Below are 14,954 nucleotides of genomic sequence, written 5' to 3'. Positions count from 1 at the left end.
GTTCCTCTTCAGGAGACTCCGATGTCCGTTGAGCACGCTGCGGTACAACGCGCCGATTTCGACCAGGTAATGGTTCCCAACTACGCGCCTGCCGCTTTCATTCCGGTGCGTGGCGCCGGTTCCCGGGTCTGGGATCAGGCCGGCCGCGAGCTGATCGACTTCGCCGGCGGGATTGCCGTCAACGTATTGGGCCACGCGCACCCGGCGCTGGTCGGCGCGTTGACCGAACAGGCGAACAAGCTGTGGCACGTCTCCAACGTGTTCACCAACGAGCCGGCCCTGCGCCTGGCCCACAAGCTGATCGACGCCACGTTCGCCGAGCGCGTGTTCTTCTGCAACTCCGGCGCTGAAGCCAACGAGGCCGCGTTCAAGCTGGCCCGTCGCGTTGCATTCGACCGCTTCGGCACGGAGAAATACGAAATCATCGCCGCGCTGAACAGCTTCCACGGCCGTACCCTGTTCACCGTCAACGTCGGTGGTCAGTCGAAATACTCCGACGGGTTCGGCCCGAAAATCACCGGCATCACCCACGTTCCCTACAACGACCTGGCCGCGCTGAAAGCCGCGGTGTCCGAGAAGACCTGCGCGGTCGTGCTCGAGCCGATCCAGGGCGAGGGCGGCGTGCTGCCGGCCGAGCTTGAATACCTGCAAGGTGCCCGCGAACTGTGCGATGCGAACAACGCGCTGCTGGTGTTCGACGAAGTGCAGACCGGCATGGGCCGCAGCGGCAAGCTGTTCGCCTACCAGCATTACGGCGTGACCCCGGACATCCTCACCAGCGCCAAGAGCCTGGGCGGTGGTTTCCCGATCGCGGCGATGCTGACCACCGAAGCGCTGGCCAAACATCTGGTGGTCGGCACTCACGGCACCACGTACGGCGGCAACCCGTTGGCCTGCGCTGTCGCTGAGGCAGTGATCGACGTGATCAACACTCCTGAAGTGTTGAACGGCGTGAACGCCAAGCACGACAAGTTCAAGACCCGCCTGCAACAGATCGGCGAGAAATACGGCCTGTTCACCCAGGTGCGTGGTCTCGGTCTGCTGATCGGTTGCGTGCTGAGCGACGCCTGGAAAGGCAAGGCCAAGGACATTTTCAACGCCGCCGAACAGGAAGGCCTGATGATTCTCCAGGCTGGCCCGGACGTGATCCGTTTCGCCCCGAGTCTGGTGGTGGAAGACGCCGATATCGATGCCGGTCTGGACCGCTTCGAACGCGCTGCGGCGAAGTTGACGCAAGCCTGATGGACCTTTCGGCGCCTGGAGTTTTTCAGGTGCCGAAGCCAATTTTTGATACCGGGCACGTTCACTGTAGGAGTGAGCCTGCTCGCGATAGCGGTTTGTCAGTCGACTCATCGGGTTCTGACAGACTGCTATCGCGAGCAGGCTCACTCCTACAAGGTCCGGTGTTTTTTTCTGTGAATTTTGAAGAGAAAGGAGTGACACCATGCTGGTGATGCGCCCCGCGCAAATGGCTGATCTGGGCGAGGTACAGCGTCTGGCTGCGGACAGCCCGATTGGTGTCACTTCCTTGCCGGATGACGTTGAACGTCTGAGCGACAAGATCGCCGCGAGCGAAGCATCGTTCGCCGCCGAAGTGAGCTTCAACGGTGAAGAGAGTTACTTCTTCGTCCTCGAAGACTCGAGCACCGGCAAACTGGTCGGCTGCTCGGCCATCGTCGCGTCGGCCGGTTACTCCGAGCCGTTCTACAGCTTCCGCAACGAGACGTTCGTGCATGCCTCCCGCGAGCTGAAGATTCACAACAAGATCCACGTGCTCTCGCAGTGCCACGACCTGACCGGCAACAGCTTGCTGACCAGTTTCTACGTGCAGCGAGAGCTGGTCGGGTCGCCGTGGGCCGAGCTCAATTCCCGTGGCCGTCTGCTGTTCGTCGCCAGTCACCCGGAACGTTTTGCCGATTCGGTGGTGACCGAGATCGTCGGTTACAGCGACGAGAATGGCGACTCGCCGTTCTGGGATGCGATCGGGCGCAACTTCTTCGACCTCAACTACGCCGAAGCCGAGCGTCTGTGCGGGCTGAAAAGCCGCACCTTCCTCGCCGAGCTGATGCCGCATTACCCGATCTACGTGCCGCTGCTGCCGGACTCCGCGCAAGAGGCGATGGGTCAGGTGCACCCGCGGGCGCAGATCACCTTCGACATCCTGATGCGCGAAGGCTTCGAGACCGATCACTACATCGACATCTTCGACGGCGGCCCGACCCTGCATGCGCGGGTTTCCGGGATCCGTTCGATCGCGCAGAGCCGCGTGGTGCCGGTGAAGATCGGCGAGCCGGTCAAAGGCGCCGGGCGTCAGTATCTGGTGGCCAACGCGCAGTTGCAGGATTACCGCGCGGTGTTGCTCGAGTTGGATTACGCGCCGGGCAAACCGGTGACGCTGGATATGGAAGCGGCCGAAGCCCTGGGCGTCGGTGAAGGTGCCAGCGTGCGCCTGGTGGCGGTTTAACGCCTTAGCGAGTTTCACGGGTGGCGCGAGCGGCCCGTTTGAGGAGATAGCATGATTGTTCGTCCCGTACGCAGCAGCGATTTATCCGCGCTGATCGACCTGGCCCGCAGCACCGGCACCGGCCTGACCACTTTGCCGGCCAACGAAGAGCGCCTGACCCACCGGGTCGGCTGGGCCGAGAAGACCTTTCGCGGCGAAGCCGGGCGTGGCGATGCGGACTACCTGTTCGTGCTCGAAGACGACGACGGCCGCGTGGTGGGCATTTCCGCCATCGCCGGAGCGGTCGGCCTGCGTGAGCCCTGGTACAACTTCCGCGTCGGTCTGACCGTCAGTGCGTCGCAAGAGCTGAACATCTATCGCGAAATTCCGACGCTGTTCCTGGCCAACGACCTGACCGGCAATTCCGAGCTGTGCTCGCTGTTCCTGCACGCCGATTACCGCAACGGACTGAACGGCCGCATGCTGTCCAAGGCACGCATGCTGTTCATCGCCGAGTTCCCGGAGCTGTTCGGCAACAAGATCATCGCCGAAATGCGCGGCGTGTCCGACGACGCCGGGCGCTCGCCGTTCTGGGAGAGCCTTGGCCGGCATTTCTTCAAGATGGAATTCAGCCAGGCGGATTACCTGACCGGTGTCGGCAACAAGGCGTTCATCGCCGAACTGATGCCGAAATTCCCGCTGTACACCTGCTTCCTCTCGCCGGACGCGCGCAACGTCATCGGCCAGGTGCACCCGGACACCGAGCCGGCGCTGGCGATGCTCAAGAGCGAAGGCTTCAGCTACCAGGGTTACGTCGACATCTTCGACGCCGGCCCGGCCATCGAATGCGAAACCAGCAAGATCCGCGCAGTGCGTGACAGCGAAGCGCTGGTGCTGGCCGTGGGCACGCCGGGCGATGACGCCACGCCGTTCATCATCCACAACCGCAAGCGCGAGGATTGCCGCATCACTGCCGCGCCAGCGCGTCTGGCAGCGGGCACCCTGGTGGTCGATCCGCAGACCGCAAAACGTCTTCAACTCAGCGCCGGCGATCAGGTTCGCGCCGTGGCGCTGTCCGCTGCACGGGAGTCGAAATAATGAATTCGCTATACATCGCAGGTGAGTGGCTGGCCGGTCAGGACGAAGCCTTTCAGTCGCTGAACCCGGTGACCCAGCAAGTGCTGTGGGCGGGCGAGGGCGCGACGGCCGCGCAGGTCGAGTCGGCGGTGCAGGCTGCCCGTCAGGCCTTTCCTCAATGGGCACGTCGCACGCTCGAAGAGCGCATCAGCGTGCTCGAGGCTTTCGCCGCGTCGCTGAAAAACCACGCTGACGAACTGGCTCGCACCATCGGTGAAGAAACCGGCAAGCCGCTGTGGGAGTCCGCGACTGAAGTCACCAGCATGGTCAACAAGATCGCCATCTCGGTGCAGAGCTACCGCGAACGTACCGGCGAGAAGAGCGGCCCGCTGGGTGACGCCACCGCCGTATTGCGCCACAAGCCCCACGGCGTGGTCGCGGTGTTCGGTCCTTACAACTTCCCCGGCCACTTGCCCAACGGTCATATCGTGCCGGCGCTGCTGGCCGGTAACAGCGTGCTGTTCAAACCCAGCGAACTGACACCGAAAGTCGCCGAGCTGACGGTCAAGTGCTGGATCGAAGCCGGCCTGCCGGCAGGCGTGCTGAACCTGCTGCAAGGCGCGCGGGAAACCGGTATCGCTCTGGCGGCGAACCCGGGCATCGACGGTCTGTTCTTCACCGGTTCCAGCCGCACCGGCAATCATCTGCATCAGCAATTTGCCGGTCGCCCGGACAAGATTCTTGCGTTGGAAATGGGCGGCAACAACCCGCTGGTGGTCGATCAGGTCGCCGATCTGGATGCGGCGGTGTACACCATCATTCAGTCGGCATTCATTTCCGCCGGCCAGCGCTGCACCTGCGCCCGGCGTCTGCTGGTGCCAGAAGGCGCGTGGGGCGACAGCCTGCTCAAGCGTCTGGTGGAAGTCAGCGCGACCATCGAAGTCGGTGCGTTCGATCAGCAACCGGCGCCGTTCATGGGTTCGGTGATTTCCCTCGGCGCGGCGAAAGCGCTGATGGATGCGCAGGAACAACTGCTGGCCAACGGCGCGGTGGCGCTGCTGGAAATGACTCAGCCGCAGGCGCAGTCGGCCTTGCTGACCCCGGGCATCGTCGATGTAACGGCAGTCAAAGAGCGTCCGGACGAAGAACTGTTCGGGCCGTTGCTGCAAGTGATCCGCTACGCCGATTTCGCTGCGGCGATCACTGAAGCCAACAACACCGCTTATGGGCTGGCCGCCGGTTTGCTCTCGGATTCCGAAGCGCGTTACCAGCAGTTCTGGCTGGAAAGCCGCGCCGGCATCGTCAACTGGAACAAACAGCTGACCGGCGCCGCCAGCAGCGCGCCATTCGGCGGCGTCGGTGCCTCGGGCAACCACCGCGCCAGCGCCTATTACGCAGCGGATTACTGCGCGTACCCGGTGGCATCGCTGGAAACCCCGAGCCTGGTGTTGCCATCGGCCCTGACGCCTGGCGTGAAAATGGCGTAGCGGCCATCGCGAGCAGGCTCACTCCTACAGGATTTGTGTTGTACACAGCATATGTGTCCACCGCTAAACCTGTAGGAGTGAGCCTGCTCGCGATAGCCGCGACGCGGTCTGACTGAATTGTTACCTGAAGCCTATAACAACAGATTCTCGTGGAGCCTCGCTGATGAAATCCTATGAAGTCAATTTTGACGGTCTAGTGGGGCCGACCCATAACTACGGTGGTCTGTCCTACGGCAACGTCGCCTCGCAGAGCAACAGTCAGCAATCCTCGAATCCGAAGGAAGCGGCGCTGCAAGGTCTGGCGAAGATGAAAGCGCTGATGGACATGGGCTTTCAGCAAGGCGTACTGGCTCCGCAGGAACGTCCCGACGTGGCGGCGCTGCGCCGTCTGGGCTTCAGCGGCACCGATGCGCAGGTGATCGAGCGGGCCGCCAAAGAGGCGATGCCGCTGCTGGTCGCCAGCTGCTCGGCGTCGAGCATGTGGGTGGCCAACGCTGCCACGGTCAGCCCGAGTGCCGACACTGCCGACGGCCGCGTGCACTTCACCGCTGCCAACCTCAACTGCAAATACCACCGCAGCATCGAACACCCGACCACCAGTCGCGTGCTCGGCGCGATGTTCGCCAATCAGCAGCACTTCGCCCATCACGCCGCGTTGCCGGCGGTGGCACAGTTTGGCGATGAAGGCGCGGCCAACCACACGCGCTTCTGCCGTGAGTACGGTGAAGCCGGCGTCGAGTTTTTCGTGTTCGGCCGCAGCGCGTTCGACAACCGTTTCCCGGCGCCGCAGAAATACCCGGCGCGCCAGACCCTCGAAGCCTCGCAAGCCGTTGCCCGCCTGCACGGTCTGCGTGACGAAGGCGTGGTCTACGCGCAACAGAACCCCAACGTCATCGATCAGGGCGTGTTCCACAACGACGTGATCGCTGTGGGCAACGGCGAGGTTCTGTTCTATCACGAGGACGCGTTCCTCGAGACCGACAAGATGCTCGCCGAACTGCAAGGCAAACTGGCCAAGGTGGGCGGCAACTTCCAGTCCGTTTGCGTGCCGCGTTCGGCGGTCAGCGTCGATGACGCGGTGCGTTCCTACCTGTTCAACAGCCAGTTGCTGTCGCGTCCCGACGGTTCGATGCTGCTGATCGTGCCGCAGGAATGCCAGGCCAACGAACGCGTCTGGGCTTATCTGCAGAGCCTGACCAGCTCGGGTGGAATGATCCGCGAAGTGAAAGTCTTCGATCTCAAGCAAAGCATGCAGAACGGCGGTGGCCCGGCGTGCCTGCGTCTGCGCGTGGCGCTGAATGAAACCGAACTGGCGGCGGTCAACCCAGGGGTTATCATGACGGCCCCGTTGTACGGTTCGTTGACCGCATGGGTTGAAAAGCACTACCGCGACCGCCTGAGCGAAACCGACCTGGCGGACCCGCAGTTGCTGCTTGAATGCCGGACGGCACTGGATGAACTGACGCAAATCCTTAAACTGGGCGCGGTTTATCCTTTCCAGATCAATTGATCGCCAGCGCGCTGCCTGAACCCGGCGCGCGGCGTGTCACCCCAAGAGAGTAAAAACATGAGCGATTCCCTGCAGCTGATCCTTGAAGACACCGACGGCACGCAATTGCAAACCTCGTGCACCCGCGTCGCGGTCATGTGGCAAGGCAAAGAGCTGTGGATCCAGCAGGATGGCCGTGGCCAGCTGCTGATCGGCGTGGACGTGGAGGAAGGTGACGAAGAGTACGCCAACCTGCTGCTGCGCCCATTGGCGACTAATCTGGTAAGTCTGCAACTGGAAATGGAACCGGCTGACCTCGGCGCTGACGAGGATCACGTACACGGCCCGGATTGCAACCACGACCACTAAGGAAACCGCTCTATGCTCGCCCTCGGCAAACTGCTTGAACTGACCCTCGCCGGCCGCGAACCGGCGGAGAAGACTCAACTGACTGTCGAAGGCGTGCGCATGCGCTGGTTGAGCGAAGGGGCGCTGGAAGTCCGGCCCCCGGAAGCGCGCGACAATGGCCTGGACCTGCTGCTCTCGGCTGGTATCCACGGCAATGAAACCGCGCCGATCGAGTTGCTCGATCGGTTGCTGCACGACATCGCACGCGGCGACCTGAAGCCGCGCGCACGCATTCTGTTCCTGTTCGGCAACCCGGAAGCGATTCGCAAGGGCGAGCGGTTCGTCGAGCAGGACGTCAATCGGCTGTTCAACGGTCGTCATGAGCAAAGCAGCGGCTCGGAAGCGTTGCGCGCCTGTGAGCTGGAGCGGCTGGCGGCGATTTTCTTCAGCAAGCCCGAGCGCCAGCGTCTGCACTACGACCTGCACACGGCGATTCGTGGTTCGAAGATCGAGCAGTTCGCCTTGTACCCATGGAAGGAAGGGCGTCAGCATTCCCGTCGTGAGCTGGCGCGGCTGCGCGCGGCCGGCATGGAAGCGGTGCTGTTGCAGAACAAGCCGTCGATCGTCTTCAGTTCGTATACCTACGACAAGCTCGACGCCGAGGCTTTCACCCTGGAACTGGGCAAGGCGCGGCCGTTCGGGCAGAACGACGGCGTCAATGTCTCACTGCTGGAAACCCGCCTGAAGCAGATCATCGAAGGCAATGAGCCGGAGACAGAAGCAGGGCTGGATGGTTTGCAACTGTTCAGCGTCGCGCGGGAGATCATCAAGCACAGCGATGCGTTCCGCCTGAATCTGCCGGCGGACATCGAGAATTTTTCCGAGCTGGAGCCGGGTTATGTGCTGGCCGAAGACCTGGCCAATACCCGTTGGGTGATCGAAGAGCAGGGCGCGCGGATCATCTTCCCCAATGCCAAGGTCAAGAACGGCCTGCGCGCCGGCATCCTGATCGTCCCGACCACCGACGAAAACCTCGCCTGACGCAATCTGGCGGCTGGAGCAAATTCCTGTGGGAGCGAGCCTGCTCGCGAATGCTGACTGCCAGCCAAAAATGATGGTGGCTGACACACCGCATTCGCGAGCAGGCTCGCTCCCACATTTAAATTCGGGTGGGGCTTGAGTCCCCACCCGGCCGGGTGGAATCAGACCGCTACCGCCCGCGGCTCCGTACGGCGCAGTGCGCGAATCTTCTGCAGCGTATCGGCGCAAGTCCGCGCCGCTTCCTGGCCCTTGTGCACAAAGTGTTCGAGAAAGAATTTCTGGTGCTCTTCGCCCGAATGAAAGTGATGCGGGGTCAGCGACACCGAGAACACCGGCACTTCGGTTTCCAGCTGCACCTGCATCAGGCCGCTGACCACCGATTGCGCAACGAACTCGTGGCGGTAGATGCCGCCGTCCACCACCAGGGCGGCGGCGACGATGCCGGCGTAACGGCCGGACTTGGCCAGCAGCTTGGCGTGCAGCGGCATTTCGAAAGCGCCGCCGACTTCGAAGAAATCGATGTCCGATTCCTGATAACCCTGCACCAGCATTTCGGCGACGAAGCCTTTGCGGCTCTGGTCGACGATTTCCTTGTGCCAGCAGGCCTGGATGAACGCGACGCGCTCGCCCTGTGGGTGTTTGCTTTTGCTGTCGATAGCGGTGGGTTGCATGTTCTGACTCCTGTTTGTGTGAAAAACAGGGCGTTATGAATCGAAAGGGATGCAAGGGTGCGAGCGCAGGCACGAATGCACGCGGACGGCCCTTTGGCGTCAATCCCGTTCTCTCTTCATCCGGACTATGACCGTCGGCCCCGGAATCACACCGGGTCTGCTGACCTTGCCGACGCACCCGATCAAGTCGTGTGCAGCGCCAAGCGCTCGCGGGCTATGCGCATTGCGCGCAATTACCGCCGGTGGGGAATTGCACCCCGCCCTGAGAACGTTTTCGCCGCCCATAGGCGGGCGGCGGCAAGTTTGTAACACATATTTTCCGCTCCTGCACAGACCCCCACATGGATTGTGCTTCTTTCTGAGGATGATGATTTTTCCTTGTTCAAGGCTTGATTAATCCGCGCGTTAACCGCAGTAATCCCTTTCACAAAGGGATTCTCCCTGCTGACCAGAGGCCAGGTTCATGAGCGTTATCGATCTTCGCAGCGACACCGTTACCCAACCGACTTCCGCCATGCTCGAAGCGATGACCGCAGCGGACACCGGAGACGATGTGTACGGCGAAGATCCGACGGTCAATCGCCTCGAAGACGAACTGGCCAAACGCCTGGGCTTTGCCGCTGCGTTGTTCGTGCCCACCGGCACCATGAGTAATCTGCTCGGCTTGATGGCCCATTGCGAGCGCGGCGACGAGTACATCGTCGGTCAACAGGCACACACCTATAAGTACGAGGGTGGCGGGGCGGCGGTGCTCGGCTCGATCCAGCCGCAGCCGCTGGAAGTGCAGGCCGACGGGTCGCTGGATCTGGATCAGGTAGCGGCGGCGATCAAACCCGACGACTTCCATTTCGCCCGCACACGCCTGCTGGCGCTGGAAAACACCATGCAGGGCAAGGTGCTGCCGCTGGAATATCTGGCGCGCGCCCGACGCTTTACGCAGGATCACGGCCTGCAATTGCACCTCGACGGTGCGCGGCTTTACAACGCAGCGGTCAGACTCGGCGTCGATGCCCGCGAGATCACCCAGCATTTCGATTCGGTGTCGGTGTGTCTGTCCAAGGGCCTCGGCGCGCCGGTCGGCTCGGTGCTGTGCGGCTCCGAACCGTTGATCGGCAAGGCGCGGCGTTTGCGCAAAATGGTCGGCGGCGGGATGCGTCAGGCCGGTTTGCTGGCGGCGGCTGGGTTGTATGCGCTGGATCACCATGTTGAACGGCTGGCCGACGATCACGCCAACGGGCAAGTGCTCGCCGATGGTCTGCGTGAGGCCGGTTTCGTCGTCGAACCCGTGCAAACCAACATGGTTTATGTGCAAATGGGCGACAAGGCTCAAGCGCTCAAGGCCTTTGCCGGCGAACGCGGGATCAAGCTCAGCGCCGCCGCACGGTTGCGCATGGTCACGCACATGGACGTCAGCCGAGCGCAAATCGAGCAAGTGATCGCGACATTAGTCGAGTTTTCGCGCAAGTGACAGCGTTAGCCGTCCAATTGACCGTTTCTATCGTATAAACACGCTGTACCCCGCGCGCAGGGCCGATATAATGCGGCCCTTTGCCGTTGCTTCGTCTCACGACGTTTCGAACAGGCCTTTGGCCGCAGCCTCCGTGGAAGAACCTAATGAAAAGCGCAGAAATCCGTGAAGCCTTCCTTCGCTTCTTCGAAGAGCAAGGCCACACCCGTGTAGCCTCCAGCTCTTTGATTCCGGGCAACGACCCAACCCTGCTGTTCACCAACGCGGGGATGAACCAGTTCAAGGACTGCTTCCTGGGCCAGGAAAAACGTGCGTACACCCGTGCCACCAGCAGCCAGAAATGCGTGCGCGCCGGCGGCAAGAACAGTGACCTGGAAAACGTCGGTTATACCGCGCGTCACCACACGTTCTTCGAAATGCTCGGCAACTTCAGCTTCGGTGACTACTTCAAGCACGACGCGATTACCTTTGCCTGGACCTTCCTCACCGGCGTGCTCAAGCTGCCGAAGGAAAAGCTCTGGGTCACCGTCTACGCCACCGACGACGAAGCGTATGACATCTGGACACAGAAAATCGGTGTACCGGCCGAGCGCATGATCCGCATCGGCGACAACAAGGGCGCGCCTTACGCCTCCGACAACTTCTGGACCATGGGCGATACCGGCCCGTGCGGCCCGTGCACCGAGATCTTCTACGATCACGGCGAGCACATCTGGGGCGGCCCGCCGGGCTCGCCGGAAGAAGATGGCGACCGCTACATCGAGATCTGGAACAACGTGTTCATGCAGTTCAACCGCACCGCCGATGGCGTGTTGCATCCGTTGCCAGCGCCGTCGGTGGACACCGGCATGGGCCTGGAGCGGATCAGTGCGGTGATGCAGCACGTCAATTCCAACTATGACATCGACCTGTTCAAGAACCTGCTGAAGGCTTCGGCGCAAGCGATCGGCTGCGAAAACGGCGATCAGTCGTCGCTCAAAGTAGTGTCCGACCACATTCGTTCCTGCGGCTTCCTGATCGCCGACGGCGTGCTGCCGTCCAACGAAGGTCGCGGTTACGTGCTGCGCCGGATCATCCGTCGCGCCTGCCGTCACGGCAACAAGCTCGGCGCCAGCGGCAGCTTCTTCTACAAGATCGTTGCGGCGCTGGTCGCCGAGATGGGCGACGCCTTCCCGGAACTGCAGAAGCAGCAAGGCAACATCGAGCGCGTGCTCAAGGCTGAAGAAGAGCAGTTCTCCAAGACCCTGGAGCACGGCCTGAAAATCCTCGAGCAGGATCTGGCCGAGCTCAAAGGCACCGTGGTGCCGGGCGACGTGGTGTTCAAACTCTACGACACCTATGGTTTCCCTATGGACCTGACCGCCGACATCGCTCGCGAACGCGGCCTGACTGTCGACGAAGTCGGCTTCGAGCGCGAGATGGAAGCGCAGCGTGTGCGTGCACGTTCGGCCAGCTCGTTCGGTCTGGACTACAACACCCTGGTCAAGGTTGATGTAGCCACCGAATTCACCGGTTACGCCGCCACCAGTGGTTCGGCAAAAATCGTCGCCATCTATAAGGATGGTCAGTCGGTCGACGTGCTGAGCGAAGGTCAGGAGGGGGTGATCGTGCTCAACCAGACGCCGTTCTACGCCGAGTCCGGTGGCCAGATCGGCGACTGCGGTTTCATTCAGGCCGGCGACAGCCGTTTTGACGTTCGTGATACCACCAAGACCGGCGGCGCGTTCCTCCACCACGGCGTGCTGGCCTCGGGCAGCCTGACCATTGGCGCGCCGGTGCAAACCCACGTCGACGCCGAAGTGCGTCACGCCACCGCGCTGAACCACTCGGCCACCCACTTGCTCCACGCCGCGCTGCGTCAGGTGCTGGGTGAGCACGTACAGCAGAAAGGCTCGTTGGTCGACAGTCAGCGCCTACGTTTCGACTTCAGTCACTTTGAAGCGATCAAGCCAGAGCAGATCAAGCAGCTGGAAAACATCGTCAACGCCGAGATTCGCAAGAACTCCGCCGTTGAAACCGAAGAAACCGACATCGAAACCGCGAAGAACAAAGGCGCCATGGCGCTGTTCGGCGAGAAGTACGGCGACAGCGTGCGCGTGCTGAGCATGGGCGACTTCTCCGTCGAACTGTGCGGTGGTATCCACGCCAACCGTACCGGCGACATCGGCCTGCTGAAAATCATCAGCGAAGGCGGTGTGGCATCGGGCGTGCGTCGTATCGAGGCAGTTACCGGTGCTGCAGCACTGGCTTACTTGAACGGGGCGGAAGAACAACTCAAGGAAGCGGCCAGCCTCGTCAAGGGCAGCCGCGACAACCTGATCGACAAGCTCTCGGCGGTACTTGAGCGCAACCGTCTGCTGGAGAAACAACTCGAGCAGTTGCAGGCCAAGGCTGCCAGCGCTGCGGGCGACGATCTGTCGGCCTCGGCGGTGGACGTCAAGGATGTGAAGGTGCTGGCCGCCCGTCTGGACGGTCAGGACGGCAAGGCGCTGCTGGCGCTGGTCGATCAGCTGAAAAACAAACTCGGCCGCGCAGTGATCCTGCTCGGCGGTGTCCATGAGGAAAAGGTCGTACTGGTTGCAGGCGTAACCAAGGACCTGACTGGCCAACTCAAAGCCGGTGATTTGATGAAACAGGCCGCTGCGGCAGTGGGCGGGAAGGGCGGTGGTCGTCCGGACATGGCGCAGGGCGGTGGTGTCGATGCCGCAGCGCTGGATGGCGCACTGGCGCTGACCGTTCCATTCGTCGAGCAGGCTTTATAAGACGGCTCGCCGGCCCCGCAGTCCAGTGGCGGGCCCGGCGACTGTTGGAAAGATTATTGGGCGCCCTTCATGGGCAGAGGCGGCTTTGAAATGGCTTTGATCGTACAGAAATTTGGAGGCACCTCGGTCGGCACTGTCGAGAGAATCGAGCAGGTCGCCGACAAGGTTAAGAAATTCCGCGATGCCGGCGATGACCTGGTGGTTGTGCTGTCTGCAATGAGCGGCGAAACCAACCGTCTGATCGATCTGGCCAAGCAAATCAGTGGCGAGGCGCAACCGGTTCCGCGCGAGCTGGACGTGATCGTTTCCACCGGTGAGCAGGTGACGATTGCCCTGTTGGCCATGGCGCTGATCAAGCGCGGTGTGCCGGCGGTGTCGTACACCGGTAATCAGGTGCGGATCCTGACCGATAGTGCGCACAATAAAGCGCGTATCTTGCAGATTGATGACCAGAAGATTCGCGGTGATCTGAAGGCCGGTCGCGTGGTGGTTGTCGCCGGTTTCCAGGGCGTCGACGAGCACGGCAACATCACCACCCTCGGGCGTGGCGGTTCCGATACCACTGGCGTGGCGCTGGCGGCAGCCTTGAAGGCGGATGAATGCCAGATCTACACCGACGTCGACGGTGTCTACACCACCGACCCGCGTGTGGTGCCGGTTGCTCAGCGTCTGGACAAGATCACCTTTGAAGAGATGCTGGAAATGGCCAGCCTCGGTTCCAAGGTGCTGCAGATCCGTGCGGTGGAATTCGCCGGCAAGTACAACGTACCGCTGCGCGTACTGCACAGCTTCAAGGAGGGTCCGGGCACCCTCATTACTATTGATGAAGAGGAAACCATGGAACAGCCGATCATTTCCGGCATCGCTTTCAACCGCGATGAAGCCAAGCTGACCATCCGTGGCGTGCCAGACACCCCGGGTGTGGCGTTCAAGATTCTCGGCCCGATCAGTGCCGCGAACATCGAAGTCGACATGATTGTGCAGAACGTCGCGCACGATAACACCACCGACTTCACCTTCACCGTGCACCGCAACGACTATCAGGCCGCACAGACCGTGCTGGAAAACACCGCTCGCGAGATCGGTGCCCGTGAGGTGGTTGGCGACACCAAAATCGCCAAGGTCTCGATCGTCGGCGTCGGCATGCGTTCCCACGCAGGCGTGGCCAGCCGCATGTTCGAATCCCTGGCGAAAGAAAGCATCAACATCCAGATGATCTCGACGTCGGAAATCAAGGTTTCCGTAGTGATCGAAGAGAAGTACCTGGAACTGGCCGTGCGCGCGCTGCACACGGCTTTCGAACTGGATGCTCCGGCCCGTCAGGGCGAGTAATCCGATTCTGTGAAGGGCGCGGTCTGACCGCGCCCTTTATTTTTTGAATGGCGCGGGCCCTGAACTGTTCTTTTGCTCGCGCTGGTCAATACTCAGGCATGTAGGGCTACGATCGCTGCGGTTGTAGGTCGGGTGCCTTTTTTTTGCAGACTGTTGTCCCTGAAATGAATGGCGTAAGGAGAAAGGTATGCTGATTCTGACTCGTCGGTGCGCGGAAAGCCTGATTATCGGTGACGGCGAAATCACCGTGACCGTGCTCGGCGTCAAAGGAAACCAGGTGCGTATCGGCGTCAACGCTCCGAAAGAGGTTGCGGTGCACCGTGAGGAAATTTACCTGCGTATAAAGAAAGAGAAGGACGAAGAACCAAGCCATTAATTTTTATCGATTTTTATGTTTGCAAACGGGGAAGAAGCTGGTTAATATACGCCCCGTGTTGCGGAGAGCTGGCCGAGTGGCCGAAGGCGCTCCCCTGCTAAGGGAGTACACCTCAAAAGGGTGTCGGGGGTTCGAATCCCCCGTTCTCCGCCATTATTTGCTTAGTACGTCGTAATCTGGCTTCTTCTGTAAGTTGTTGAAATTACTAGAAAAAGTGTTTGACATAGAGATTAGACGGCCTATAATGCGCGGCAACAAATGCACTCGTAGCTCAGCTGGATAGAGTACTCGGCTACGAACCGAGCGGTCACAGGTTCGAATCCTGTCGAGTGCACCATTTAAGAGTTATTTGCTGTAAGGTGAGTAACTCGGTTTCAGCCAGTTGTGGTCTGGTTTAAAAACACAAAATGCACTCGTAGCTCAGCTGGATAGAGTACTCGGCTACGAACCGAGCGGTCAC

Annotated in this window: 12 protein-coding genes, 2 tRNA genes and 1 riboswitch; of the genes, 13 read left to right on the top strand and 1 reads right to left on the bottom strand. The window is 61.2% G+C overall.

Annotated elements, in window-relative coordinates:
• The first annotated feature begins 21 nt into the window (after window positions 1–21).
• From QRN33_RS00070 to astE, 7 genes are all read left to right on the top strand, one after another.
• Window positions 22–1,242 (top strand): aspartate aminotransferase family protein, encoded by a 1,221-nt coding sequence (locus QRN33_RS00070; RefSeq protein WP_065616775.1) that lies wholly within the window; start codon window positions 22–24, stop codon window positions 1,240–1,242.
• Window positions 1,243–1,444: 202 nt separating this feature from the next.
• Window positions 1,445–2,464: an arginine/ornithine succinyltransferase subunit alpha gene (gene aruF / locus QRN33_RS00065; protein WP_024014015.1), complete on the top strand. Its 1,020-nt coding sequence runs from the start codon at window positions 1,445–1,447 to the stop codon at window positions 2,462–2,464.
• A 51-nt stretch (window positions 2,465–2,515) separates the two neighbouring features.
• Window positions 2,516–3,541 carry an arginine N-succinyltransferase gene (gene astA / locus QRN33_RS00060; protein WP_024014014.1) on the top strand — a complete coding sequence of 342 codons (1,026 nt, stop codon included), beginning with the start codon at window positions 2,516–2,518 and terminating at the stop codon, window positions 3,539–3,541.
• Window positions 3,538–5,007, top strand: coding sequence for a succinylglutamate-semialdehyde dehydrogenase (gene astD, locus QRN33_RS00055; RefSeq protein ID WP_285406300.1), 1,470 nt, complete (start codon window positions 3,538–3,540; stop codon window positions 5,005–5,007). The genes astA and astD overlap by 4 nt, the downstream gene beginning before the upstream one ends.
• A 163-nt stretch (window positions 5,008–5,170) precedes the next feature.
• Complete coding sequence (gene astB, locus QRN33_RS00050) at window positions 5,171–6,517, top strand: N-succinylarginine dihydrolase (protein WP_042607201.1); 1,347 nt, start codon at window positions 5,171–5,173, stop codon at window positions 6,515–6,517.
• Between the two features lie 57 nt (window positions 6,518–6,574).
• Entirely contained in the window at window positions 6,575–6,865 is a 291-nt protein-coding gene (locus QRN33_RS00045; RefSeq protein WP_016773591.1) for a hypothetical protein, read from the top strand.
• 12 nt (window positions 6,866–6,877) lie between these two features.
• Window positions 6,878–7,885, top strand: coding sequence for a succinylglutamate desuccinylase (astE, locus tag QRN33_RS00040; RefSeq protein ID WP_285405866.1), 1,008 nt, complete (start codon window positions 6,878–6,880; stop codon window positions 7,883–7,885).
• Window positions 7,886–8,046: 161 nt separating this feature from the next.
• On the opposite strand, the gene QRN33_RS00035 is transcribed toward astE, so the two are convergent.
• The gene (locus QRN33_RS00035; protein ID WP_252880656.1) at window positions 8,047–8,556 is read right to left on the bottom strand and encodes a 6,7-dimethyl-8-ribityllumazine synthase; all 510 of its coding nucleotides are present in this window, start codon (window positions 8,554–8,556) and stop codon (window positions 8,047–8,049) included.
• 103 nt (window positions 8,557–8,659) lie between these two features.
• Window positions 8,660–8,830: riboswitch (FMN riboswitch) on the bottom strand.
• A 189-nt stretch (window positions 8,831–9,019) separates the two neighbouring features.
• Between QRN33_RS00035 and ltaE the strand changes: the two genes are divergently transcribed.
• From ltaE to QRN33_RS00005, 6 genes are all read left to right on the top strand, one after another.
• Window positions 9,020–10,024: a low-specificity L-threonine aldolase gene (ltaE, locus tag QRN33_RS00030; RefSeq protein WP_285405861.1), complete on the top strand. Its 1,005-nt coding sequence runs from the start codon at window positions 9,020–9,022 to the stop codon at window positions 10,022–10,024.
• A 146-nt stretch (window positions 10,025–10,170) separates the two neighbouring features.
• Window positions 10,171–12,786, top strand: coding sequence for an alanine--tRNA ligase (alaS, locus tag QRN33_RS00025; protein ID WP_285405859.1), 2,616 nt, complete (start codon window positions 10,171–10,173; stop codon window positions 12,784–12,786).
• A 90-nt stretch (window positions 12,787–12,876) separates the two neighbouring features.
• Window positions 12,877–14,118: an aspartate kinase gene (locus QRN33_RS00020; RefSeq protein ID WP_016773595.1), complete on the top strand. Its 1,242-nt coding sequence runs from the start codon at window positions 12,877–12,879 to the stop codon at window positions 14,116–14,118.
• Between the two features lie 187 nt (window positions 14,119–14,305).
• Entirely contained in the window at window positions 14,306–14,494 is a 189-nt protein-coding gene (csrA, locus tag QRN33_RS00015; protein ID WP_002554426.1) for a carbon storage regulator CsrA, read from the top strand.
• A 62-nt stretch (window positions 14,495–14,556) separates the two neighbouring features.
• A tRNA-Ser gene (locus QRN33_RS00010) sits at window positions 14,557–14,647 on the top strand.
• A gap of 107 nt (window positions 14,648–14,754) precedes the next feature.
• Window positions 14,755–14,831: transfer RNA gene (locus tag QRN33_RS00005), tRNA-Arg, on the top strand.
• The last annotated feature ends 123 nt before the right edge of the window (window positions 14,832–14,954 follow it).

The sequence above is a fragment of the Pseudomonas sp. FR229a genome, from assembly GCF_030209115.1.
Lineage (GTDB): Bacteria > Pseudomonadota > Gammaproteobacteria > Pseudomonadales > Pseudomonadaceae > Aquipseudomonas > Aquipseudomonas moraviensis_A.
Note: the sequence above shows the minus strand (reverse complement) of the source record. Positions and strands in the feature narration are given on the sequence as shown.